The organism is Arthrobacter sp. 05L417, assembly GCF_056397865.1.
The window spans coordinates 115,860-138,391 of record NZ_JBFTOG010000007.1; the positions used below are offsets into that span (position 1 = coordinate 115,860).

The window sequence follows — 22,532 nt, forward strand, 5'->3', positions numbered from 1 at the left end:
CAATGACTGAAATCACTACTGAAAAGGCCCGCATCGGCGCGCCCTCGGCACAGCCATTTATCGACGGCTTCACCGAAGAAGGCGAGAACCTCTCGCCCGTCAACACCGGCACGAACACGTCTTCCACCTCGGAAAAGGCCTTGGAACAGGCTCCTTCGGCCGGACCGCTTGCGGGCGCCTCGGCCAAGAGCCACTCCCACGGCGGCGGCGTTGGAATTCCGGACAGCTCACGCGCAGGTCGACTGACCTCGTACAAGCTGGCCGACTTCAAGCCCCTCACCGGGCTGGAAGAAGACTGGCGCTTCACCCCGCTCAAGCGCCTTCGCGGCCTTCACAACGAGGTCCTCTCCGGTTCGGCACCGTCGGTCGCCGTTACCGCCCCGGAGGGCGTCGTCGTCGAGACCGTGGGGCGGGACGATGCCCGCATCGGGTCGGCGGCCATTCCGGAGGACCGCGTGTCCGCCAACGCTTGGGAGAACTTCAAGGAGGCCACCGTCATCACGGTGCCCGCCGAGCTCCAGCTCGACGGCGAAGTGTCCGTCCTGCTGACCGGCACCTCCACGGAAGCTTCCGCCCAGCACATAGTGATCGTGGCAGGGCGCTTCTCCAAGTCCCGGATCGTCCTGGACCACCAGGGCAGCGCGATCGTTTCCGAGAACGTCGAAATCCTCGTCGAAGACGGTGCCGACCTGACGGTCATCTCGCTCCAGGAATGGAACGACGACGCCGTTCACGCCTCGTCGCAGCAGGCCAAGCTGGGCCGTGACGCCAAGTTCAAGCACATCGTGGTCAGCCTCGGTGGCGACGTCGTGCGCATGACTCCGTCCACGCGCTTCACTGCACCGGGCGCTGAAGCCGAGATGTTCGGCCTGTACTTCGCCGACGCCGGACAGCACCTTGAGCAGCGCTTGTTCGTTGACCACGCCGTGGCCAACTGCAAGTCCAACGTCCTGTACAAGGGCGCCCTGCAAGGCCGCAACGCGCATACGGTGTGGGTTGGCGACGTCCTGATCCGCAAGGAAGCCGAAGGCACCGATACCTACGAGGCCAACCGCAACCTGGTCCTCACGGACGGTGCGCGCGCCGACTCGGTGCCGAACCTGGAAATTGAAACGGGCCTGATCGAGGGTGCCGGCCACGCCAGCGCCACCGGCCGCTTCGATGACGAACACCTGTTCTACCTCATGGCACGCGGCATCCCTGAAGACGTAGCCCGCCGATTGGTGGTCCGCGGCTTCCTCAACGAGATCATCCAGCAGATCAAGGTACCGGCACTCGAAGAGCGCCTGACCGAAGCTGTTGAGCGTGAGCTCGCCGCGAGCGACAACTAATACAAGCCAAGCAGGGAAAACAGACTATGAGCGATCAGCCACAAGGCGAACTGGTATGCAACGCCAACGAGATCCAGGTCAAGCAGGCGCTGCGCATCCTGATCGATGACTACCCCGTAGCCATCGTCAAGGACTCGATGGGTCAGATCCACGCCATCGGCGACACCTGCTCGCATGCGGACATTTCGCTCTCCGAGGGCGAAATCGAAGGCTGCGCGATCGAATGCTGGGGCCACGGTTCCCAGTTCGATCTCCGCACCGGACAGCCCTTGCAGCTCCCTGCCTACGACCCCGTCCCGGTCTTCGCCGTCAGCCTCGACGGCGACGACGTCTACGTGGACGTGACCAACGTTGTGAACGGCGCCTCAGTACAGAACTACTGAGCGCCAAGTGCCTAAAGACTTACGAAAGAAAGAAGAGCATGTCTACTCTTGAGATCAAGGACCTGCACGTCAGCATCGAGACGGAGCAGGGCACCAAGGAGATCCTGAAGGGCGTCAGCCTGACCATCAAGACCGGCGAGACCCACGCGATCATGGGCCCCAACGGTTCGGGCAAGTCCACCCTGGCGTCCACCATTGCCGGCCACCCGCGCTACAACGTCACACGCGGCACCATCACGCTCGACGGCGAAGACGTGCTGGCCATGAGCGTTGACCAGCGCGCCCGCGCAGGCGTCTTCCTGGCCATGCAGTACCCCGTAGAGGTTCCGGGCGTCACCATGACCAACTTCCTGCGCACCGCCAAGACCGCAATCGACGGCGAAGCTCCCGCCCTCCGCACCTGGACCAAGGACGTCAAGGCGGCCATGCAGCAACTGCGTATCGACGCCGACTTCGCACAGCGCAACGTCAACGAGGGCTTCTCCGGCGGCGAGAAGAAGCGAGTGGAGATCCTCCAGCTCGAACTCTTCAAGCCGAAGTTCGCCGTGCTTGACGAGACCGACTCCGGCCTGGACGTCGACGCGCTCAAGGTCGTCTCCGAGGGCGTCAACCGCGCCCACGCCACGGGCAACATGGGTACCTTGCTCATCACCCACTACACCCGCATCCTGCGCTACATCAAGCCGGACTTCGTCCACGTGTTTGTCGATGGCCAGGTTGTCGAAGAGGGCGGCCCTGAATTGGCCGACCGCCTCGAAGAAGAAGGCTACGACCGTTACGCCACGGGCGCCGGCGCAGCCACCATCGCTGCTGCCGCAGCAGCACAGGCCTAGTTAGGACTCCCGCCATGACCGAAATCAACGCGGCTCGCACCAGCCTCGAGGACGTCGAGGAGGCGCTCAAGGATGTCATTGACCCGGAACTCGGTGTCAACGTGGTGGACCTTGGGCTGCTCTACGGTCTGAAGTACTCCGAGGAGGACGGCGCTCTGCTCATCGACATGACGTTGACGACGGCGGCCTGTCCGCTGACGGATGTCCTCGAAGAGCAGGTCGGCCAGTCCCTCGACGGCATCGTGGACGACTGGCGCCTCAACTGGGTATGGATGCCGCCATGGGGTCCCGAGCGGATCACGGACGACGGCAAAGACCAGATGCGGGCCCTCGGCTTCAACATCTAGGTCCCCACCGCCTCCCTAGCCTCGCTTCGCTTTGGCCAGGGAACCCTCGGCGGCGGAGGCCCCTGCTTAGGTTACGACGACGGCCGGTCACCTTTCGCGAAAGGTGACCGGCCGTCGTCGTACCTAGATCTCCCGACCGCACGAGTGGCGTCACAGTAAGCCGCGGACCCACCGCACAGGCTAAAATTCGATGATGCCTTTTCTGGACAAACTTCAGCTCTGGGCCGATGAACGCCCCGACGACACCGCCGTCGTCGTCGGCGGCAAACGGCTCAACTGGGCTGACCTTCGGGACGCCGCCACCTTGCGCCTGGCGGAGACGGCCGCGACGACGGTACTCGTCGAGCCCAATTCCCTGGATTTCGTGGTGGCGTACACGGCCGCCGTGGCCGGCGAACGGCGCTGCGCCATGCTCGACCCGTTGTGGCCGCAAGCCATGATCGATGAGGTCGCCCAGAGGATCGGACAAGCCGGGCCCGCCACCAGCCGGGAGCTTGGCAACGGTGACGAGTTGGCCGACGGCGATCCGGACTCCACGTTCCTGATCGGACTGACGTCCGGAACCACGTCCGTTCCCAAAGCCTTCACCCGTTCACGGCATTCGTGGCAAGTCTCGTTCGACGCCTCCATCGAGTTCTTCGGGCTCACACCGGAGGACAGGACGCTCGCGCCCGGACCGCTGGCCGCGAGCTTGAACCTGTACGCCCTGTCCGAATGCCTGTATGCCGGGGCGGCCTTCCACACTTTGGAGACATTCGACGTCGGCGATGTCCACGCAGCGATCAGTTACGACGGCGTCACCCGGCTGGTCCTCGTGCCCACCATGCTGCGACTGTTGAGCGAGCGCGGATTGACCGGGGGCGTGGACGCATCCGGCGTGCGGAGCATCATCTGCGCAGGCTCGAAGCTCGACGCCCGTACCCTCGAAGCGGCCAGGCGTTGGGCGCCCAATGCTGCAATTTTCGAGTACTACGGCGCGTCCGAGCTCAGCTTTGTTTCCGGAACGCGGCTCGCTGCCGGTGAACCGCTCGACGCCGGCGGCACGGGAATCGGCCAACCGTTTCCCGGCGTCGAACTCAAGATCATGGACGACGACGGCGCGGAGCGGCCCGAAGGGGCCGACGGGAATATCTGCGTCCGGTCCGGCATGGTCAGCAACGGGTATCTCTGGGGCGATGACGGCCAGGCGCTACGTTGCTTTGACGGTTGGTACACGGTGGGGGACCAGGGCTATGTGGATTCCGGTGTCCTTCATATCCTCGGCCGTCGGTCCGACATGATCATCACCTCCGGGAGGAACGTCTACCCCCACGAAGTGGAGCTTGCCTTGGCATCGGTTCCCGGGGTTTCGGCGGCCGTCGCGGCTGGAATGCTGGACGAAGTCCGCGGCCAGAAAGTTGTCGCCGGAATCGTTCCCGCCTACGGTTCCGTGACCGCAACCCAGGTGAAGACGGGCTTGGACGGTCTGCTCGCCCGGGACAAGCGGCCCCTGCGGTATTTCACGCTGTCCGAATTGCCCGTGACGGACCGCGGGAAGATCAGCCGCCAGATGTTGCTCGACTGGATTGAGAACAACGATCCGCGGGCGAAACCCCTTGCCTAGCCGCGAGCCGGGCACAGGGCCGGACCCTTCGCGCCAGCCGGTGATCATCTCCGCCCTTCGCACACCAATTTGCCGGGCCAACGGACAATTGAAGTCGCTTCGCGCCGAGGAGCTCCTCTCTCCCGTGCTGCGCGCACTGCTGACAGCCACGGGTGTTGCCGGCTCGGACGTCAGCGACGTCGTGATCGGCAATGCGGTGGGCGGGGGCGGAAACCTGGCCCGGTATGCCGCTTTGCGGGCGGGACTGCCGGTGGGGGTTCCCGGACTGACTGTCGACCGGCAATGCGGCTCCGGACTCGACGCCATCGCCTTGGCATCCCGGCTCGTTGCCGCGGGCGGTAACGGGGTCTTCCTGGCCGGGGGAGTGGAGAGTATCAGTACTGCTCCGCTGCGTGCCAGGAGGAATCAAGACCCCGACGGCGAACCGGACTTCTACACCCGCGCCACCTTTGTGCCGCCCGAGTTCGGGGATCCGGACATGGGTGTGGCCGCTGAAAACGTAGCGCGGGAGTGTGGCGTCAGTCGCGAACAACAGGACGGGTTCGCCGTGCGGAGTCACGAGCGCGCCGTCGCTGCCAGCGCCCGGGGCGCATTCGCCCCGGAAATTGTTCCCGTGGAAGCAGGGGGCGCCGTGGTGCAGGCGGATGACGGACCCCGGGCATCCCTCAAGGCCGGACTCATGGGCCGCTTCCCGCCGGCATTCGTACCGGGCGGCACTGTTACGGCCGGAAACTCGTGCTTCGACGCTGACGCGGCCTCCGCCGTCGTGATCACTTCACTCCAGCGGGCACGGCAACTTGGTGCCGCGGACGGATTGCTCGTCCTGGGCTGCGACACTGCGGGCGTTGAGCCGGAACTGCTGGGCATCGGAGCTTCAGTGGCGGCCAAGCGATTGCTCGCGGAGCTTGGTCTTGAACCGGGGAAACTGGACCTCGTGGAATTCAACGAGGCGTTCGCTTCGCAGACCCTCGCCTGCCTTGACGCGCTTGGCGTGGAACCGGAACGGGCGAATCTTGACGGTGGCGCACTGGCCTTGGGACACGCGTACGGTGCGTCGGGGGCTGTCCTGGTGACACGGCTGCTGGCCCAAGCCCGCAGGATCGCCGAGACGCAGCCAGGCCGGGAGAGCCTGGCGCTGGCGATGATCAGCATCGCAGGTGGAATGGGCACGGCAGCGATGTTCCAGTACGCGCAGTTGACGGCCGATTAGTCTTCGGGGTCGCCAAGGCCGCGCGCGGCCAAGGCGTCGCCGGTCTGCCGCGCATAGGCAACCGTGGTGATGAACACCGGCAACACCAGGGCGCGGGGATTGCGTTCAAGCCCCCTTGCCCGGGCTGAGTCACGGACATCGGAGAACGCGCCGGCAATGAACGGAAGGCTGCGCAGCATGATGGCGATGGTCAGGGCGAAGCGCTCAGGGTCCGCCCCGAAACGCTTGAACGGCTTGGACAGGGCAACCACCCCGTCCAGCAATGCCTGCACGGGAGTCGTGACGGTCAGCACCGACGCCGCGACGACGCAGACAAGCACATTGAGCACGATCCGCGCGGCAACGGGGCCGCCAAGCTGCCACCATTGGAAGGCGCCGATCGCAACGAGGATGGGCGTCACGAGCCACACGGAACGGGCGAGCCGTTTGAATCCGGCACCGCTCAGCAGGAAGAGTCCGCACATCACTGCGAGGACCGCCGCCGAGACAAGCCAGTCCACGATCAGGAACGATGCCAAGCCGCAGCCGGCAACCAGCAGGAACTTGAGCCACAGCGGCGTGCGGTGCACGATCGATTCGCCCCGCACATAGTTGGGGATCAGTACCCCGCGGCCCCTCACGTCGCCTGCACCTTGCCTTGGGGGGATTCAGCTGCGCACAGCGCACGATAGTGTTCGACGGCGTCGGCTGCTCCGCCGTCGAACACTATCCGTCCGCAATCCACCACCAAGGCGCGATCGGCTTCGAGGGCAAGATCGAGATCGTGGGTGGACATGATGATCTGTTGCTCCAGGCCTGCAAGGGTTCGCCTCAGCAGTTCCCGGTTGCGCAGGTCCAGCAGCGTTGAAGGCTCGTCGAGGACCAGCGCGGCGGGGTTCACCGCGAGGACGGCGGCAAGGGCGAGCAGCTGCCGTTCTCCGCCGGAGAGCTCGTAAATACTCTGGTCGGCGAGGTCCAGTAGCCCGAACCGTTCCAGCACAGCTTCCGCCCGGGCCGCGCGCTCTTTGGAGTTCTTGACGGAACGCCGCAGGGAGAGTTCAACATCCTCCCGGCCCGTAGGCATGACCAGCTGCGACAGGGGATCGGTGAAGACGAAGCCCACCTGGCTGCGGACCTGGCGTACGTCCCGCAAGCTGTCGGCGCCGTTGACGCTGACGGTACCTTCGCTGGGAGCCACCAAGCCGTTGAGCAAGCGCAGCAGGGTGGACTTTCCCGAGCCGTTGGCCCCGATGACCGCGATGCGTCGCTCTGTGAGTTCCAACGAGACGTCCTGCAGCAAAGTCTTGGGCGCCGGGCCGCCATCGACGGCTACGCGCACTGAGACTTCGCTGAGAATGATGGTGTTCATGTACTGATTGTTCCCGCGCTACTTGACGCGGCGGACCAGGATGTCCGGGAAGGCCTTGTGGAGCGAGACGGCGATGATCGCCGCCAGGACGTTCTTGATGGTATCCCCGGGGTAGTACGGCAGGTCGGCGAGGACTGCCTTGGCGAAGTCGAACTTGCCATTGACCATGAAGCCAAGCACTCCGAGGCCGTGGATGAGGACGATGGTGCTGATCATGGCTGCGGCAAACAGGAAAACGGCGCGGTACTTGACGGTCTTGCGGATCACGATCGCTGCCAGCCAGCCGGTGGCGGCCGCCGCCAAGGGAAAGGCGATGATGTAGCCGGCCGACGGCGTCGCCAGGATACCGAGCCCGCTCCGGCCGCCGCTGAAGATCGGCAGTCCCGCGAAACCGAGCAGGGTGTAAAGGCCGACGGCGGCGAAAGCCCGCCCGCCGCCGAGTACGAGTCCCGTCAGGATGACGGTAAGGGTCTGCAGGGTGATCGGCACGCCCAAGGCGCCGACCGGAATGCCTGGAATCAGCGTTGAGGCGGCCACGAGGGCCGCGAATACCGCGATGAGGCCGATGTCCGTGGACGTCCAGCGCGTGCGGGGAGAGGTTCCCCGCGTGGAAGCGGTTTCGGTGCTGCTCATGGTGTGTCCTGTCTGTGCCTGGGGCGGAGTGAATCCCCTGGAACCGACACTACAGAGCGGTCTGACACGGCATTTTGTAGGGTCTCCACGAGCAGCATGGCAAGGCCTTGGGCCCAAGGTACAAAGAGCGGCGCAGTTGGGCCGGAGCCGCCGTTGCTACGCCTCGACGTCCTCTGCTGTTGGGGTGAAGCCCGCGCGGTCCACCTTCCGGTGGTAGTGCATGCCGGCCAGTCCGCCCAATACCGCGGCGGCGAGGGTCACTGCTGCCACCACGACGGCGGCGATGATGCCGGTTGTGCTGAGCTGTCCCTCATTCACGGGAATCCTCGGGAAGCTGTTCACGTTGGCGAGGATATTGAACCGCGGTCCGGCGAGCAAGCCCAGCAACGCCACCAGCACGGCGACGATAATTGCCCAAAACCAGACCATGAGCCCTTGCCTGACGCCGTTGAACCGGGCCATGCGTCCGGCAACGTAGCCGCCGCAATAATAGGAGAGGAACAGGATCACCAGGAGCGCGATGATCCCCGCAATGCCTACGGGCTGCGAAGATGCCAGGTTCACTGCATCACTGACGTTCGCGTTGTTGGCGAGCCCGACAGCGATCCCCGCCGCCGCAAGGAGGGCGACCAGCAGCACGGCCATCCCCGTGGCGGTCAGCCAGCCGAAGAAGGCAGAGCCAATCTTGATTCCGCCGAACTGCTCCTTTTCGCGGGCGATGACGGTCTCACGGGTGGCCGCGCCCGGCTCGGAAGCTGCGGGAACCACGGGATAGCTGCTCGTTTCGTCAACGTAGCCACGGTCAACGTAACCGGGGCCGTTTCCACGTACACCGTCTACCCGGTCGCTCCGTGGTTCGGCGGCGTATGGGACTTCATCCTGGCCGCGGTCGGCCCGGACGTGTTTGCCATCGGATCCTGTTGCACTGCTCATCGAGAGCCTCCCTTGCAATCGTCCTACCTTCACCTAACCACGCGCCGAAAATAGTAGCAAGGGTGCTTACTATTTCAGGGCCATCCGCGCCCGCCCTTGACGCTGGCGAGTGTGGGACCCGGTGGGCGGTAGAATCGTAAAGGCCGTTTGTTCGGCCCCTCCACTTCAGCCGCGCCTTGACCTCCGGTGCTGCGGGTGTTCCCCATTGAAAGGCATCCCCCGAATTGATTACCGTCCAGGAACTCGAACTGCGCGCCGGCGCCCGCCTGCTCATGGACCAGGTGAGCTTCCGCGTGGATAAGGGGGACAAAATCGGTCTGGTGGGCCGGAACGGCGCAGGCAAGACGACCCTCACCCGCGTTCTTGCCGGCGAGGGACTGCCCGCGGCAGGCAAGGTTGCCCGCAGTGGTGAGATTGGCTACTTGCCCCAGGATCCGCGGACCCCGGACATGGAACAGCTGGCACGGGACCGCATCCTTTCCGCCCGCGGGCTCGACGTGGTGGTGGGCAAGCTAAAGCAAGCCCAAACGGACATGTCCAGCGAAGACGCAACCGTCCAGCGCAAAGCCATGAACCGCTACGACCGCTTGGAAGCCGAGTTCCTCGCAGGAGGCGGTTATGCCGCCGAAGCCGAAGCCGCAGCTATCTCCTCCAACCTGGCCCTTCCCGAGCGGCTCCTGAACCAGCCTCTCAAGACACTTTCCGGCGGCCAGCGCCGCCGCGTGGAGCTGGCCAGGATCCTCTACTCGGACGCCGAAACGCTCCTCCTCGACGAACCCACCAACCACCTCGACGCAGACTCCATCACCTGGCTCCGTGACTTCCTCAAGGGCCATCAGGGCGGGCTGATTGTGATCAGCCACGACGTGGAGCTCCTCGAAGCCACGGTCAACAAGGTTTACCACCTGGACGCCAACCGGGCGCAGATCGACTTCTACAACATGGGCTGGAAGCGTTACCTGCAACAGCGTGAAACCGACGAGCGCGCCCGCAAGCGAGAACGCGCCAACGCCGAGAAGAAGGCCCAGGTCCTCATGGACCAGGCCAACAAGATGCGGGCCAAGGCCACCAAGGCCGTTGCGGCGCAGAACATGGCGAAGCGTGCCGAACGGCTGCTTGGCGGCCTGGAAGCAGTCCGCGAGCATGACCGCGTGGCGGCTTTGCGTTTCCCGGATCCTGCTCCGTGCGGCAAGACTCCGCTCACGGCGGAAGGCCTGAGCAAGTCATACGGCTCCTTGGAAATCTTCACCGATGTGGACCTGGCAATCGACCGCGGCTCCAAGGTGGTCATCCTCGGCCTCAACGGTGCGGGCAAGACCACCCTCCTGCGGATGCTTGCAGGGGTGGACAAGCCGGACACCGGCGAGATCGTCCCGGGCCACGGGCTCAAAGTGGGCTACTACGCACAGGAACACGAAACCCTGGACCACGACCGCACCGTCCTGGAGAACATGCGTTCATCAGCTCCGGACATGAAGGACGCAGAGGTCCGCGGGATCCTCGGTTCCTTCTTGTTCTCGGGCGACGACGTCGACAAACCGGCGGGTGTGCTTTCCGGTGGTGAGAAGACGCGGCTGGCCCTCGCCACGATCGTGGCCTCGAGCGCCAACGTGCTGCTCCTGGACGAGCCCACCAACAACCTCGACCCGGCCAGCCGCGCTGAGATCCTCGGCGCACTGCGGAACTATTCCGGCGCCGTCGTGCTCGTCAGCCACGATGAAGGCGCCGTGGAGGCTCTGAACCCGGAACGCGTGGTGCTGCTTCCGGACGGCGTCGAGGACCACTGGAACGAAGACTACCTGGACCTCATCACCCTCGCTTAGGCGATCGCCTCAGGGCATTTCCCACGGCACGGAGGCCAGTGGCCGGCCTAGTTCGATGTAGCTTTTCAGATTGGACAGGACCGCCGACCAGCCGCGGCCTGCAATCGCCAACTGTTCGTCGTCCGCGATGTTCCTGTGATGGACCGTGAGCCTGGCAATGCCGTCATGTGACTCGATGGTGAAGGTGACTACGTCGGGCTTCACCACTGCTGGAACCGCGGGATCCTCCCACGTGTTCACAAGGCGCGCCGGCGGGGTTGCCTCCAGGATGGTTCCCACGACGTCGGCCGTTCCGGAGCCGTCCGTGCGCCGGTGTTCCCAGCGTGAACCTGCCTTCCAGTCCGAGACATTGGCGTGGCCCCAGTACTCAGCGCTTTGGGCTTCGTCCGTCAGTGCCGTCCAAATCTGGTCCGGGGTTCCTTCGATGTACGTGACGTAGGTGTATTCAGCCATGCTCACAGCCTAGCCCCAGGCCGCGGCGGATCAATGACCCGCGGGTCAATGACCAACCGGATCATAACCGCGGGAGACTAACGCCTCAGCGGACCTTCAAGGGCTGGGCGGCCGTAATCCGTTGGAGCTCGCTGTAACTGATGGAGAACATCGAGTTATGGTCACCCGCGCCTGCCCAGAGCAGTGGATGCTCCTGGAACGAAATATCGAGGATGGTTCGAATGGGCTGCGGGTGTCCAACGGGAGCTACGCCGCCTACGGCCTGGCCGGTGTGCTCAAAGACAAAGTCAGGGCTTGCCCGGCGGATCCTGGCCGTCCCCAAGGACGCCGCCACCAGGGCGGTGTCCACCTTCGCGGCCCCGCTCGCGAGAATCAACAGGGGAGCGCCGTCAAGCTCGAACACCAGGCTGTTGGCGATGGCCGCAACATCGCAACCCAGCAACGAAGCCGCCGCGGCCGCGGTGGGGACTTCGTCGTCGAACGTGCGCACCGTGTCTTGGGCGCCGGCCGCGGCCAGGGCCGACTTCACATTCAGCACGGGTGCCGGGACCATCTCAGTAGCCTTGTGCATCCAGGATGGCGTCTTCCTCTTCTTCGGCCGTTGGCCGCTTTGATTTCCGTGGCGCGGGCTCCTTGCGGCGAGGAATCGCGCTTAGCTCTTCTTCCTCGTCCTCGGCATCAATCCGGGCATTGCGGGCCTGTTGCCGGGCCGCGTAGCCGAAACCGACGAACATGAGCACGCCGAAGGCAAACCACTGCAAGGAGTAGGAGAGATGGGTACCCTCGTCCGTGGCCGGCTTGGCGAACGGCGCGGGCATCACCTGGACAGCCGGCGACTCTGTGGCGAGCTGCCCGTAGGCGCCGGTCATGATGGGATAGCCAAGTTCCGTGGCGTAGGAAGGAAGATCGATCGATTGCAGCTGGCCATCGACGGCGCCACGCCCTAGGTCGGCCTCCGAAGCCTGCAATCGTACGACGACGGTGACCTCCCCGGCCGGCGGGGCCGGGATGCTGTCGGGGTGGCCGGGAGTCTTGTTTCCGATGGGCAGCCACCCGCGATCAACCACAACCGCTTCGCCGCTTGACAACCGGAACGGGACCACTACCTCGTAACCCGGCTGGCCGTTGAGGGGACGGTTACGGACGACTCGTTGTCCCGAAACGTCGTACCTTCCGTGCAGCTCAACTTGCGCCCATTCCCGTTCGGGATCCAAAGACTGGAACTCCGCCTTGGCAGCAGAGAAGGGGAGGGGAGTGGCCGAATAGTTGTTGACGACACGATTGATTTCCGCCAACGTCTCGGCCCTGCGGTCCATTTGCCAGCGGCCCAGCAAAACGCAACCCGTGGCGAAGATCACGGCCAGGACAAAGTAGCCCAGCCATTTGCTGGAAAAAAGAAAGCGGTACATTCAGCGGGCCTCGCCTGGGTCAGTGGCCTTGTCGAAAGGTAATGTCTCTTTCCAAAGGCCGCGGGTCTGCAGGTAGTCCTCCAACCATTCCCGGTGCTCCTCGCAGGACAGCCACACCTTGCGGCGCTCGGGAGCGTGGATACGGGGATTGTTCCAGAGGAGCTGCCACGTGGCATCCGCGCGGCACGCCTTGCGTGAGCACACAGCCGCAGGCGTCTCGCCCTGGCCGGCATGTTGCTCACTCTCTAGCCCAAGCCCGCCCAAAGTGAAGATGTTCATGAAGCCGCCTGTTCTTCCCCGCTGAACGGATAGTGGTGCTTGCCGCCGGTGGTGTCATCCGGCTCCGGGCCGGAGGCATCTTGGCGGGCGTCGTCGTCGATGAGTTCGCCCTCCAAGATGGTGACGGGCGCTGCGGCCGGCTCCCCTTCATCGGGTGACGCTTCCAGCTCCGCGGCCGGGACGTAGTCCAACAAGGCGTCGCTGTGTACTTCGGCCTTGTCGCTGCCATTGGCGATCACTACGGCAATCCAAGGCAAAAACACGGCCCCTGCGACGGCGATGATCTTGAACCAGCCATCGACCACGAAAATGAGGATGAGGCACACCAAGCGGATACCCATCGCCACGGCATACTTGATCATTCGTTCGCGCATGTCGTCCGAGTGGGCGGCAGCGGCGTCGGTAATGCTGTGCACCACGGGGTCGCCTGAAACGGCGTCCGGGTCCCCGGGTGCCTGCAGGGGACTGCTATCTCTTGTCACGGCTGATTCATCACGCTCCAACGGCTTCCCTCAATTCTCTCACCCCCGAACGGGCCTCCCAAACCGCGCCGGGCGCAGCTACCCGCGGCCGGAGGCTCGCGGCGGCTAAGATCGATGCAGGAAATCACCCACTTTCAAGCGGCACGGTGCTGCCGCGGAACTCTGGAGAGCAGCATGTCTGAAGCAGTATCAACCGCCCGCAGTGTCCTCATCACGGGCGGAAACCGCGGCATCGGCCTGGCTATCGCAGAGGCATTCCTCGCCAACGGTGACAAGGTCGCCGTGACGTACCGCAGCGAAACGCCCCTTCCCGAGGGCATCCTTGGCGTCAAGGCCGATGTGACCGACGAGGCTTCCCTCGATGCCGCGTTCAAGGAAGTCGAGGCCGCCCACGGACCTGTTGAGGTTTTGGTAGCCAACGCGGGAATCACCAAGGACACCCTGCTTTTGCGCATGAGCGAGGACGACTTCACCTCCGTCATCGACACCAACCTCACTGGTGCCTTCCGGGTCATCAAGCGGGCTTCGAAGGGCATGATCCGCCTGCGCAAGGGCCGGGTTGTGCTGATCTCTTCCGTGTCTGGCCTCTACGGTGCCCCGGGACAGATCAATTACTCGGCCTCGAAGGCCGGCATGGTGGGCATTGCCCGTTCCCTCACCCGGGAACTTGGCAGCCGGGGCATCACGGCGAACGTGGTCGCACCGGGTTTCATCAACACCGACATGACCGCGGAGCTTCCCGAAGACACCCAGAAAGCCTACTTGGCGAGCGTTCCGGCCGGCCGCTTTGCAGAGGCCTCCGAGGTCGCCAACGTGGTCCGCTGGATTGCCAGTGACGAAGCCGCATACATTTCCGGTGCCGTCATCCCCGTGGATGGCGGCCTGGGCATGGGCCACTAGATCACCAATCCCGCTGGCATGATTGACTCGGGACCAATAGATCTTGGATGTTTTGAACAAGTTGGACGTTTTGAATAAAGGAGCATGAATGGGACTGCTGGACAACAAGACGGCAATCGTCACCGGTTCTTCACGCGGCATCGGCGCTGAAGTAGCCAAGATCCTGGCTGGCGAGGGCGCCGCCGTCGTCGTCAATTACCGCCAGAAGGCCCCCCGGGCCAACAAGGTAGTGGGCGAGATCCAAGCAAGCGGCGGCCGCGCTGTAGCCGTCGGCGCGGACCTGACCACCCAGGAAGGCGTCCAGGCGCTGGCCAGCGCGGCCATGGAGGAATTCGGTTCGCTGAACGTCCTCGTGCTCAACGCTTCCGGCGGCATGGAATCCGGCATGGAGGAGGACTACGCCCTCAAGCTGAACCGCGATGCCCAGATCAACATGCTCAACGCGGCAGTTCCGTTGATGCCGGAAGGTTCACGCGTGGTGTTCGTCACGAGCCACCAGGCGCACTTCGTCGAGACCGTGCCTACGATGCCCGAGTACGAGCCCGTAGCCCGCAGCAAGCGCGCCGGCGAAGACGCATTGCGCGGACTGCTCCCGGACCTTGCCGACAAGGGCATCTCGCTCGTCGTGGTTTCCGGCGACATGATCGAGGGCACCGTGACGGCCACCTTGCTGGACCGCTCCAACCCGGGCGCCATTGAGGCCCGCCGGGCCGAGGCCGGCAAGCTGTACTCGGTGGAGGAATTCGCCGCCGAGGTGGCAAAGATGGTCACGGCCGACGTCGAGAGCGGCCACACCGAATACGTCGGCGGCGCCGACTACTTCGGCAAGAGCGCCTGATCACCTTTTAGCGCATTAAAAAGCGGCCCGGGACTGTCTGAATGACACAGTCCCGGGCCGTTTCTTCGTTGCGCGTGAATTCCCGCCTAAACGCCGGCGATATGCCGGACGGCGTCCAGGTACGGCATGTTGATGGCGGCATCGGCTACCGCCCGGACGGCAGGCTTGGCGTTGAACGCCACACCGATGCCCGCAGCGCCCAGCATGTCGAGGTCATTCGCGCCGTCACCCACGGCAATGGTGTGCTCCAGGTCGATTCCCTCGGCGGCTGCCCACTCGCGAAGGTATTTCTCCTTGGCGGCGCGGTCGATCACGTCGCCAACGACTTTGCCCGTGAGGAAGCCGTCAACGATTTCAAGTTCATTTGCGATCCAGTAGTCCAGCCCGAGTTCCTCAGCGATAGGCCGCAGGATCTGGTTGAAGCCACCGGACACCACCGCCACCGCATGGCCGGCGGCCTTGAATGCAGCCACGAGTTCGGCCGCCCCCTCGCTGAGGCGCACCTCGGCGCGGACGGCGTCGACGACGGCGGTCGGCAGGCCTGCGAGGACCGCCACCCGGGCGTGAAGGCTTTGTGCGAAGTCCAGTTCGCCGCGCATCGCGGCCTCCGTGACGGCCGCTACTTCCTCGCGTTTGCCGGCATGTGCGGCAAGCAGTTCGATCACTTCCTGCTGGATCAGGGTGGAGTCCACATCCATGATCAGCAGCTTGCGCGATGCGTCACGCAGCGCGTCGGCGACGATCGCCGTGTCCATGCCCGGTGCGGCGGCCTCGGCGACCCTGCGCCGGATGCCTGATAAATCGGCGACGGTAGCCCCGTCAACGGCCAGGCCCATGGTGTAGACCCCGAAGCGCTCGTCGCCCGAACGCGACTCCGACGTGAAGGAAGCCCCCGATCCGGACAGCACCTTGCGCAGGTGTTCAAGCTCCGAAGGGGACAAATTCACGCCATAGCTGACCGCGGTCAAGTTCGAACTCATGGCTGCAATCTTAGCGAGGGCGGAACCGCCGCCCGAATTCCTGTTTCATTCATGGCGGCGCGCAAACAGTGTGACCGAAGTTTCGGTTATCAATCGCCCCCGTTTTTGTCCTAGTGTCTACTCCTATGAGTGATGTTCTTGAATTGGCTTCCGTCAGCGTTGTCCGAGGTACCAAGACCCTGCTGGACAAGGTTGACTGGCAGGTCAATGAAGGCGAACGCTGGGTCATCCTCGGTCCCAACGGCGCCGGCAAGACCACTCTGCTCCAGATCGCCGCCGCACGGATGCATCCCACCAGCGGGAAAGCCGGGATCCTTGACGAGACGCTTGGCCGCGTGGACGTGTTTGAGCTCCGTCCGCGCATCGGCCTTTCCTCCGCGGCCTTGGCCACCCAGATCCCGGAACAGGAAAACGTGCTGAACGTCGTGGTCACCGCTGCCTACGGTGTGACCGGCCGCTGGCGCGAAGGGTACGAGCGCGACGACGAGCGCCGGGCCTTCGGTCTCCTCAATGAGTGGGGCATGGGTCCGCTGCTGAACCGCTCCTTCTCCTCGCTTTCCGAAGGTGAGCGCAAGCGCGTGCAGATCGCCCGGGCCCTCATGACCGATCCGGAGCTGCTCCTGCTCGACGAGCCGGCAGCCGGCCTGGACCTTGGCGGACGCGAAGAGCTCGTCCACAAACTCGGTGAGCTCGCCCGCGACGAGGACGCTCCGGCAATGGTCCTTGTCACGCACCACCTTGAAGAGGTTCCTCCGGGATTCACCCACGCCATGCTGCTTCGCGACGGCGGGGTGGTTGCCGCAGGACCCATCGAGGAAGTCCTCACCGCAGAACACCTCAGCAACACCTTCGGCCTGCCCCTGGACGTGACCGAAAACTCCGGCCGCTACACGGCCACCGCCCGCCGCTAGGCCGGGGCAGCGAAAAGCAGTGGAGATCCTTAACGGCATCCTGATTTTTTTCGCGGGCTTGTGGGCCGGAACCATCAACAGCGTGGTCGGCTCCGGCACGCTGGTCACGTTCCCGGTCCTCATCGCCCTGGGCTACGCACCCGTCACCGCGACCATCAGCAACGCCATGGGGCTTGTGGCAGGCAACGTGACAGGGGCCTGGGGCTACCGCCACGAACTCAGGGGCCGTGGCCGGCAACTCCTCAGGCTCTTGCCCGCGTCGCTGCTCGGCGGCATCACGGGTGCCTGGCTGCTGCTGCACCTCCCGGAGAAGGTCTTCTACTACGCCGCTCCCATCCTGATCGTCGTCGCGCTGCTCATGGTGCTTTTCCAGCCCAAACTCCAACGGTGGGTGCAGGACCGGGCAGGCAACCCGGAGCACGCCATCCATGACAAGCGCCACACCGTTGTCCTGGTGGTCCTGGTGTACCTCGCAGGGGTCTATGGCGGTTATTTCGTGGCGGCCCAGGGCATCCTGCTGGTCGGCATTCTGGGTGTCTTCATGACCGGCACCATCCAGAACGCCAACGCGATGAAGAACATCCTCGTGCTGGCCGTCAACGTGGTGGCAGCGTGCTCCTACCTCCTGTTTGCCTTTGGCCGGATCGAATGGCCGGTGGTGGCCGTCATTGCGGTCAGTTCGTTGATCGGCGGATTGGTGGGCTCCAAAGTGGGCCGGCGCCTGAAGCCCCTCGCGCTGCGCATCGTGATCTTCGCGCTCGGCATCGTGGCCCTCGGCTTCATGATCGCCAACCTGCTGAAATAGGAACCCGTGACTTTCCACTACCTCGAAACCGCCGACGACCCGCGTGTTTCCGACTACACGCAACTGACGGATGTCCACCTCCGCAAGCTCCGCGAGCCCGTGGAAGGCATGTACATCGCAGAGTCGTCACGGGTGCTGAGACGCGCCCTCGCAGCCGGGCACCAGCCCCGTTCCTTCTTCCTCGCGGAGAAATGGCTGGAAGACCTCGACGACGTTTTCCAACAGTTCCCCGAGGTGCCGGTCTATATCGGCAAGTCTTCCCTGCTTGAGGAAATCACCGGATTCCACCTGCACCGCGGTGCCATGGCAGCCATGCACCGGCCCGCGCCCGTGCCCCTCGAAGAACTTCTCGCCGATTGCGTTCGTGCACGAGGGCGATCAAGGATCGCAGTGCTTGAGGACCTTACCGACCATACGAATGTCGGAGCCGTGTTCAGGTCAGCCGCGGCCATTGGCGTTGACGCCGTGCTTGTGACGCCTCAGTGTGCCGATCCGTTGTACCGGCGCTCGATCAGGGTCAGTATGGGCACCGTTTTCCAGGTGCCGTGGACAAGGATCGACCCTTGGCCGGCTAGCATCGAACAGCTGAAAGAGTCGGGCTACTTCGTGGCAGGCATGTCCCTGGGGGAGGGGGCCATCACTCTGGATGAGCTGGTGGCCCAGGATCATCAAAACCTGGTGCTGGTTTTCGGAACCGAAGGCGACGGGCTGAAGCCCGAGACAGATCAATTACTTGATGCCCGAGTGACGATTCCGATGTTGAACGGCGTCGACTCGCTGAACGTTGCTGCGTCGTCGGCTGTGGCCTTCTACGCGACGAGGTAACGAACGGCAGGCAGGAAAATCTGAGTCGGGTCAGGGTGCCCAGACATGCATCTGCTGCACGTCGATGCTGTCCGTGCCGAGCCGTGCGAGGCTCGTCTCGGTGCACTCGCGGAGATAGCCCTTGGGGAAGGCCTCCGAGACCAGCGTATCGGCCGCCGCGGGCCATTGCCTGTTCTTCGGCGAGGCCTTGGTCGCGACGACCACCGGCTCCTGCCGATCGGTGAGCACCTTCCCGATCAGCTGCTCGCTGTGTCCGTCGCCATATCCCATGGCAGCCCTGACGCGTCCTGACCGGGTCATTCGCTTGCTCGAGTCATCACCGCAGGGGATCGTCTTTGCGCCGTGCCGCCTGCTTCAGCTCGGCGATCCGCAGCCGAAGGAAAACAATGACGAGGACCAGGGCGTACACCGCCAGTCCGGCCAGCACGAACGTGACGATCGCGTACAGAACCCCAATAACACTGAAGGCTGGACTTAAATTCACTGGTTCCCCCCAATAATCGTTAGCCCTAGGCTACGCGGGCGGGGACAGTTATCAGATCAGGTGGACGCCGCCCTCTGGCTTCACGGCGTCACTGTCACAGATCGGGCGCGGGCGGTGTCTTCATGTCGTAGGACCCAGAACCGACCCGCAGGAGGACTCATGACCAGCAGGATCCCGGCCGCAGAGATCACCGGTTTCTACGGCGCACTCATCAAGAAGTTCAGCGCGAAGATGTTTGGCAAAGTCCCGGAATCGCTGGGCGTCATGTGGCACAACCAGCCCGTTCTCAAGGCATCCATGGGCTTTGGACAGAAGCTGCAGAAGTGGAACAGCTGTGACGAGTCGCTGAAGTCCTACGCGCACATGGCCGTGGCCTCACTCATCGGTTGCACGTGGTGCCTGGACTACAACTACTTCATGGCCCACAACCACGGCCTCGACCTGGAAAAGGCACAGCAGATCCCGCGCTGGCGTGATTCCGGGGTCTTCACGCCCCTGGAGCGGGACGTGCTGGAATATGCCGAAGCGATGAGCACTACCCCCGTAACGGTCACTGACGAGCTCGCTGCCCGGCTGCTGGAGCAGCTCGGCGCACCGGCCCTGGTTGAGCTGACCAGCGTTATCAGCTTTGCCAACCTCACGACCCGCGGCAATGTCGCCCTCGGCATTGAGTCCGAGGGTTTCGCGGATGCCTGTGGCTTGAAGCCGCTCGCGGCACGAAGCGGTGCGCGGTAGCGTGGCGGGCATGAGTAGCTCCGGCGCCACCGACAGCTTGGACCATTTCGTCGCCCATCGCAGCCTGCTCTTCACCGTCGCCTACGAAATGCTCGGCTCCGCCGCCGATGCCGAGGACGTGGTGCAGGAGGCCTGGCTGCGGTGGTCTGACCTGGGCGCCGGAGCCCGCGCGGAGGTACGTGACCCGCGGGCCTATTTCGTCCGTATCGTCACCCGCCAGGCGCTCAACCGCCTCCGCGCGCTGTCAAGACGGCGGGAGGATTACGTCGGGGAATGGCTGCCCGAGCCCCTGCTCACCGTGCCGGACGTCGCCGAGGACGTGGAACTGGCCGAAAGCGTCTCGATCGCCATGCTCACGGTTCTCGAATCGCTCACCCCTGTGGAGCGGGCGGTCTTCGTACTACGGGAGGTTTTCGACGTGCCCTACGAGGAGATTGCCGAGGCCGTCGGCAAGTCAGCGGCAGCCGTGCGCCAGATCGTCAGCCGTGCGCGCTCTCATGTGGCCGCCCGCCGCCCCCGCATGCGCGTGGACCGCAGCGAGCAGCAGCAAGTCGTCGAACGGTTCCTGGCGGCGGTCACCACCGGGGATGTACAGGGCTTGATGGATGTGTTGGCGCCTGACGTCGTACTCATCGCCGACGGCGGCGGCCTCGCGCAGGCTGTTCGGGTGCCCGTGTACGGTGCGAAGAAGGTAACAAATCTGCTGCGGTCCTTCCCGGAGGCCGCGCTCAACCCGAAAATCGCTCTGCTTTGGCTCAACGGCGGCCTCGGCATCCGGATCGACGACGAAGCAGGCGGTCCGTCACTCATCAGCCTGGTGGTGGAGGACGGCAGGATCGCACGGTTCTTCGCCATGCGGAACCCGGACAAGCTCGGCCACTTGGAGGAGGAGACCCAGCTGGCGCGTTAGCCGCTCAGACCCTCCATTGCGATCTCGGCGCAAGTCGGCGTGGCCTCGTACAGCTGAAGTGGGATCCACCGCTCCACATGCGGACTTCTGAGACAAAGTGCAGCATGATTCTTTGGCTGGGGTCTGCTGTCTCTTCGCCAACTCGAGCCCGCGATTCCGACCCGTCGAACACTAGACGGGCGAGCCAAGCAACAGCCGGCGCTCTGCCCCGGTCGGGCACGCCTGCGGCGCGAAGGGTCTGAGCGTCGTTATCCGGCTCATCCGATAGGTGGACCAGGCAAAACCGAATCGGCGCACAATCTAGTCCCCGAGGATGACGTTTCCGTCGACGCCGCAAAATAAAGTGAAAGACGGCTATCACCTTTGGTGTTGCTGATTCCAAGTCAATCAGAGGTTAGGGGACAACTTGATGAATGCACTGAAGAAGTTGCTCAGGGGAACCGCGGCAGCGGCAGTTCTGATCGCGTCCGTCGGCCTCGCCGCACCTGCCAATGCCGCCGAACAGCAGTCTGTCAAGGACGCGGTCCAGACGGTCAAGAGGATCACCGCCAAGGCTTCCGGCCTTCTCAAGGGCGACGCCGTCGTCAAGAAGCAGGGTGCCATGGTCGGGACTGCGAAAGTCCACGGCGAAGCCGAACCACTCGTCGCCGCCATCGCCGCCGACGACGTGCAAAACTCCGTGGTCGCCAGCACCAAAGATACCCAGAGCATGATCATGGTCCTCGACCAGGGCAAGTCTTCCGCGGACTTCTCCATGTCGATCCCGGACGGGTACGTCGCAGAACTCACCAACGACGGCGGCGTGCAGCTCCGCAACCAGTCCGCCCGCATCGTGATTCCATTCATCAGTGCCCCATGGGCACTCGACTCCAACGGCAAGAAACTCCCGACGTCGTATACCGTCAACGGGTCCAAAATCACCCAGCACGTCAACACCAACGGTGCTGCCTATCCAATCGTCGCGGATCCCTCGATCCAGTGGATTCCATACCCGGTCGTCGCCATGTACGGCTGGGAGGCTGACACCATCCGCAAGATGACGGCCTCGATTCTTGTGGCCGGCCCAGGCGCTTCCTGCACGCTGGTCGGCATCACCGGCTGGGTCGGGAAGGTCTTCACCGCCATCTGCTCCCTCGTCGGCCTCGGCTCGGCCAAGGACATCGTCCGCAACATCGGAAACGTCTGGCAGTCCAGCTCAGGGCTTCTCCTGTGGGGTTGCTACGGATTCAGGATTTGGAATCCTGGAGCCGGGGCCATACCCATGCCAGCCCGCGACTGCGCATAACGCACGAGGAGAAACATGCTTGTCTTCCGGTACATCTATAGTGCTGTATTCGTCTTCGCAGTGTTCTGGGCGATCTTTCTCGAAGACCTCCCTGTCTTCGGGCGGCTCGTCTTCCCGCTCTTTGCGCTCATTCCTCTGATACTCAACGAAATACAGATCCAGAAGACGCGGAAGCTGAAAGCAGAACTCCGCTCACGCGAGGCAGAGTCCCTGCCGAACGACGTCCACCACGACTACAGGGAAGCAAACTAGCCAGGACACTTGCAGGCACTCCTGACGGGCGCGGCCAATGAGGAGACCGCCCCCGCGGCTGACCTCGGTTCGTTTGGCCCTGCGGTTTCCGCTATGATTGATTGTTGGCCCGGCACCGGAAAACCGTTATGAACGGCAGGCGGTGCGCGGACCGAATCCATTCATACCTGGCAGCTGGCAAAATCCAGCTGCGTGAACAAAAGGTCCCATTATGAAGTCTGATATCCACCCGAAGTACGAAGCTGTTGTATTCAACGACCTGGCTTCCGGCGTCAAGTTCCTGACCAAGTCCACCGTGTCTTCTTCCAAGACCATCGAGTGGGAAGACGGCAACACCTACCCGGTCATCGACGTCGAAATCTCCTCGGAGTCCCACCCGTTCTACACGGGCAAGCAGCGCATCATGGACTCCGCAGGCCGCGTCGAGCGCTTCAACGCTCGCTTCAAGGGCTTCGGCGGCAAGAAGTAATCAACTTCACCTCCAAGCTTCTGTGAAAGCCCGCACCTGCCGTACCTTCGGCGGCTGCGGGCTTTTGCGTT

29 protein-coding genes are annotated in these 22,532 nt (G+C 63.9%); 17 read left to right on the forward strand and 12 right to left on the reverse strand.

The features are described from left to right. Positions 1-2: 2 nt before the first annotated feature. The 6 genes from sufD to AC1DJW_RS08510 all read left to right on the forward strand — a co-directional run bounded on the left by sufD (position 3) and on the right by AC1DJW_RS08510 (position 5,707). Complete coding sequence (gene sufD / locus AC1DJW_RS08485; protein ID WP_284752787.1) at positions 3-1,331, forward strand: Fe-S cluster assembly protein SufD; 1,329 nt, start codon at positions 3-5, stop codon at positions 1,329-1,331. A gap of 26 nt (positions 1,332-1,357) precedes the next feature. Beyond that, positions 1,358-1,714 (forward strand): non-heme iron oxygenase ferredoxin subunit, encoded by a 357-nt coding sequence (locus AC1DJW_RS08490; protein WP_284752788.1) that lies wholly within the window; start codon positions 1,358-1,360, stop codon positions 1,712-1,714. Between the two features lie 38 nt (positions 1,715-1,752). After that, entirely contained in the window at positions 1,753-2,547 is a 795-nt protein-coding gene (sufC, locus tag AC1DJW_RS08495; protein WP_184735326.1) for a Fe-S cluster assembly ATPase SufC, read from the forward strand. A gap of 14 nt (positions 2,548-2,561) precedes the next feature. Beyond that, positions 2,562-2,894 carry a metal-sulfur cluster assembly factor gene (locus AC1DJW_RS08500; RefSeq protein WP_059389266.1) on the forward strand — a complete coding sequence of 111 codons (333 nt, stop codon included), beginning with the start codon at positions 2,562-2,564 and terminating at the stop codon, positions 2,892-2,894. A gap of 193 nt (positions 2,895-3,087) precedes the next feature. Further along, positions 3,088-4,497: a class I adenylate-forming enzyme family protein gene (locus AC1DJW_RS08505; RefSeq protein WP_459340497.1), complete on the forward strand. Its 1,410-nt coding sequence runs from the start codon at positions 3,088-3,090 to the stop codon at positions 4,495-4,497. Then, positions 4,490-5,707 carry a thiolase family protein gene (locus AC1DJW_RS08510; RefSeq protein WP_476901138.1) on the forward strand — a complete coding sequence of 406 codons (1,218 nt, stop codon included), beginning with the start codon at positions 4,490-4,492 and terminating at the stop codon, positions 5,705-5,707. The genes AC1DJW_RS08505 and AC1DJW_RS08510 overlap by 8 nt, the downstream gene beginning before the upstream one ends. Here AC1DJW_RS08510 and AC1DJW_RS08515 read toward each other — a convergent pair. The 4 genes from AC1DJW_RS08515 to AC1DJW_RS08530 form a co-directional block, all read right to left on the reverse strand. Beyond that, on the reverse strand, positions 5,704-6,327 hold the full coding sequence (locus AC1DJW_RS08515; RefSeq protein ID WP_459340499.1) for an energy-coupling factor transporter transmembrane component T family protein: 624 nt from the start codon (positions 6,325-6,327) through the stop codon (positions 5,704-5,706). The two genes, AC1DJW_RS08510 and AC1DJW_RS08515, sit on opposite strands and share 4 nt — an antisense overlap. After that, complete coding sequence (locus AC1DJW_RS08520) at positions 6,324-7,055, reverse strand: energy-coupling factor ABC transporter ATP-binding protein (RefSeq protein ID WP_476901139.1); 732 nt, start codon at positions 7,053-7,055, stop codon at positions 6,324-6,326. The genes AC1DJW_RS08515 and AC1DJW_RS08520 overlap by 4 nt, the downstream gene beginning before the upstream one ends. 18 nt (positions 7,056-7,073) lie before the next feature. After that, positions 7,074-7,688, reverse strand: a complete 615-nt coding sequence (locus AC1DJW_RS08525; protein WP_284752793.1) for a biotin transporter BioY — start codon at positions 7,686-7,688, stop codon at positions 7,074-7,076. A gap of 156 nt (positions 7,689-7,844) precedes the next feature. After that, complete coding sequence (locus AC1DJW_RS08530) at positions 7,845-8,621, reverse strand: hypothetical protein (RefSeq protein ID WP_284752794.1); 777 nt, start codon at positions 8,619-8,621, stop codon at positions 7,845-7,847. A 224-nt stretch (positions 8,622-8,845) separates the two neighbouring features. On the opposite strand from AC1DJW_RS08530, the gene AC1DJW_RS08535 reads away from it, so the two are divergent. Then, positions 8,846-10,444, forward strand: coding sequence for an ABC-F family ATP-binding cassette domain-containing protein (locus AC1DJW_RS08535; RefSeq protein ID WP_184735294.1), 1,599 nt, complete (start codon positions 8,846-8,848; stop codon positions 10,442-10,444). A gap of 9 nt (positions 10,445-10,453) precedes the next feature. Here the strand turns inward: AC1DJW_RS08535 and AC1DJW_RS08540 are convergent, their stop codons facing one another. From AC1DJW_RS08540 to AC1DJW_RS08560, 5 genes are all read right to left on the reverse strand, one after another. Next, positions 10,454-10,897, reverse strand: coding sequence for an SRPBCC domain-containing protein (locus AC1DJW_RS08540; protein WP_284752795.1), 444 nt, complete (start codon positions 10,895-10,897; stop codon positions 10,454-10,456). 85 nt (positions 10,898-10,982) lie between these two features. Continuing rightward, on the reverse strand, positions 10,983-11,468 hold the full coding sequence (locus tag AC1DJW_RS08545) for a YbaK/EbsC family protein (protein WP_476901140.1): 486 nt from the start codon (positions 11,466-11,468) through the stop codon (positions 10,983-10,985). Continuing rightward, on the reverse strand, positions 11,452-12,306 hold the full coding sequence (locus tag AC1DJW_RS08550) for an SURF1 family cytochrome oxidase biogenesis protein (RefSeq protein WP_284752797.1): 855 nt from the start codon (positions 12,304-12,306) through the stop codon (positions 11,452-11,454). The genes AC1DJW_RS08545 and AC1DJW_RS08550 overlap by 17 nt, the downstream gene beginning before the upstream one ends. Then, complete coding sequence (locus AC1DJW_RS08555) at positions 12,307-12,585, reverse strand: hypothetical protein (protein WP_284752798.1); 279 nt, start codon at positions 12,583-12,585, stop codon at positions 12,307-12,309. It abuts the gene before it with no gap. Then, a complete protein-coding gene (locus tag AC1DJW_RS08560) occupies positions 12,582-13,088 on the reverse strand; it encodes a DUF3099 domain-containing protein (protein ID WP_284752799.1) in 507 nt (168 codons plus the stop codon). Before AC1DJW_RS08560 ends, AC1DJW_RS08555 begins: the two co-directional genes overlap by 4 nt. 153 nt (positions 13,089-13,241) lie before the next feature. On the opposite strand from AC1DJW_RS08560, the gene AC1DJW_RS08565 reads away from it, so the two are divergent. After that, positions 13,242-13,967 (forward strand): beta-ketoacyl-ACP reductase, encoded by a 726-nt coding sequence (locus tag AC1DJW_RS08565; RefSeq protein ID WP_059389256.1) that lies wholly within the window; start codon positions 13,242-13,244, stop codon positions 13,965-13,967. Between the two features lie 88 nt (positions 13,968-14,055). After that, positions 14,056-14,805 carry an SDR family oxidoreductase gene (locus tag AC1DJW_RS08570; protein WP_284752801.1) on the forward strand — a complete coding sequence of 250 codons (750 nt, stop codon included), beginning with the start codon at positions 14,056-14,058 and terminating at the stop codon, positions 14,803-14,805. An 86-nt stretch (positions 14,806-14,891) separates the two neighbouring features. On the opposite strand, the gene serB is transcribed toward AC1DJW_RS08570, so the two are convergent. Continuing rightward, complete coding sequence (gene serB / locus AC1DJW_RS08575) at positions 14,892-15,785, reverse strand: phosphoserine phosphatase SerB (RefSeq protein ID WP_284752802.1); 894 nt, start codon at positions 15,783-15,785, stop codon at positions 14,892-14,894. Between the two features lie 125 nt (positions 15,786-15,910). Between serB and AC1DJW_RS08580 the strand changes: the two genes are divergently transcribed. The 3 genes from AC1DJW_RS08580 to AC1DJW_RS08590 are packed head-to-tail and all read left to right on the forward strand — an operon-like array spanning position 15,911 to position 18,326. Beyond that, complete coding sequence (locus AC1DJW_RS08580; protein ID WP_059389255.1) at positions 15,911-16,696, forward strand: ABC transporter ATP-binding protein; 786 nt, start codon at positions 15,911-15,913, stop codon at positions 16,694-16,696. A gap of 19 nt (positions 16,697-16,715) precedes the next feature. Next, complete coding sequence (locus tag AC1DJW_RS08585; RefSeq protein WP_284752803.1) at positions 16,716-17,501, forward strand: sulfite exporter TauE/SafE family protein; 786 nt, start codon at positions 16,716-16,718, stop codon at positions 17,499-17,501. 6 nt (positions 17,502-17,507) lie between these two features. Beyond that, entirely contained in the window at positions 17,508-18,326 is an 819-nt protein-coding gene (locus AC1DJW_RS08590; RefSeq protein ID WP_476901141.1) for a TrmH family RNA methyltransferase, read from the forward strand. A gap of 30 nt (positions 18,327-18,356) precedes the next feature. Here the strand turns inward: AC1DJW_RS08590 and AC1DJW_RS08595 are convergent, their stop codons facing one another. Both AC1DJW_RS08595 and AC1DJW_RS08600 read right to left on the reverse strand, forming a co-directional pair. Further along, positions 18,357-18,626 (reverse strand): aldo/keto reductase, encoded by a 270-nt coding sequence (locus tag AC1DJW_RS08595; RefSeq protein WP_476901142.1) that lies wholly within the window; start codon positions 18,624-18,626, stop codon positions 18,357-18,359. Positions 18,627-18,642: 16 nt separating this feature from the next. Continuing rightward, positions 18,643-18,810, reverse strand: coding sequence for a hypothetical protein (locus tag AC1DJW_RS08600; protein ID WP_284752806.1), 168 nt, complete (start codon positions 18,808-18,810; stop codon positions 18,643-18,645). A 159-nt stretch (positions 18,811-18,969) separates the two neighbouring features. Between AC1DJW_RS08600 and AC1DJW_RS08605 the strand changes: the two genes are divergently transcribed. The 5 genes from AC1DJW_RS08605 to AC1DJW_RS08625 all read left to right on the forward strand — a co-directional run bounded on the left by AC1DJW_RS08605 (position 18,970) and on the right by AC1DJW_RS08625 (position 22,461). Next, positions 18,970-19,545, forward strand: a complete 576-nt coding sequence (locus AC1DJW_RS08605; protein WP_307053026.1) for a carboxymuconolactone decarboxylase family protein — start codon at positions 18,970-18,972, stop codon at positions 19,543-19,545. A gap of 10 nt (positions 19,546-19,555) precedes the next feature. Then, a complete protein-coding gene (locus AC1DJW_RS08610) occupies positions 19,556-20,455 on the forward strand; it encodes an RNA polymerase sigma-70 factor (RefSeq protein ID WP_476901143.1) in 900 nt (299 codons plus the stop codon). A 409-nt stretch (positions 20,456-20,864) separates the two neighbouring features. Continuing rightward, a complete protein-coding gene (locus AC1DJW_RS08615; RefSeq protein WP_476901144.1) occupies positions 20,865-21,740 on the forward strand; it encodes a hypothetical protein in 876 nt (291 codons plus the stop codon). A gap of 15 nt (positions 21,741-21,755) precedes the next feature. Next, the gene (locus AC1DJW_RS08620; RefSeq protein WP_284752810.1) at positions 21,756-21,992 is read left to right on the forward strand and encodes a hypothetical protein; all 237 of its coding nucleotides are present in this window, start codon (positions 21,756-21,758) and stop codon (positions 21,990-21,992) included. Positions 21,993-22,203: 211 nt separating this feature from the next. Next, a complete protein-coding gene (locus tag AC1DJW_RS08625) occupies positions 22,204-22,461 on the forward strand; it encodes a type B 50S ribosomal protein L31 (RefSeq protein ID WP_009358283.1) in 258 nt (85 codons plus the stop codon). Positions 22,462-22,532 lie beyond the last annotated feature (71 nt).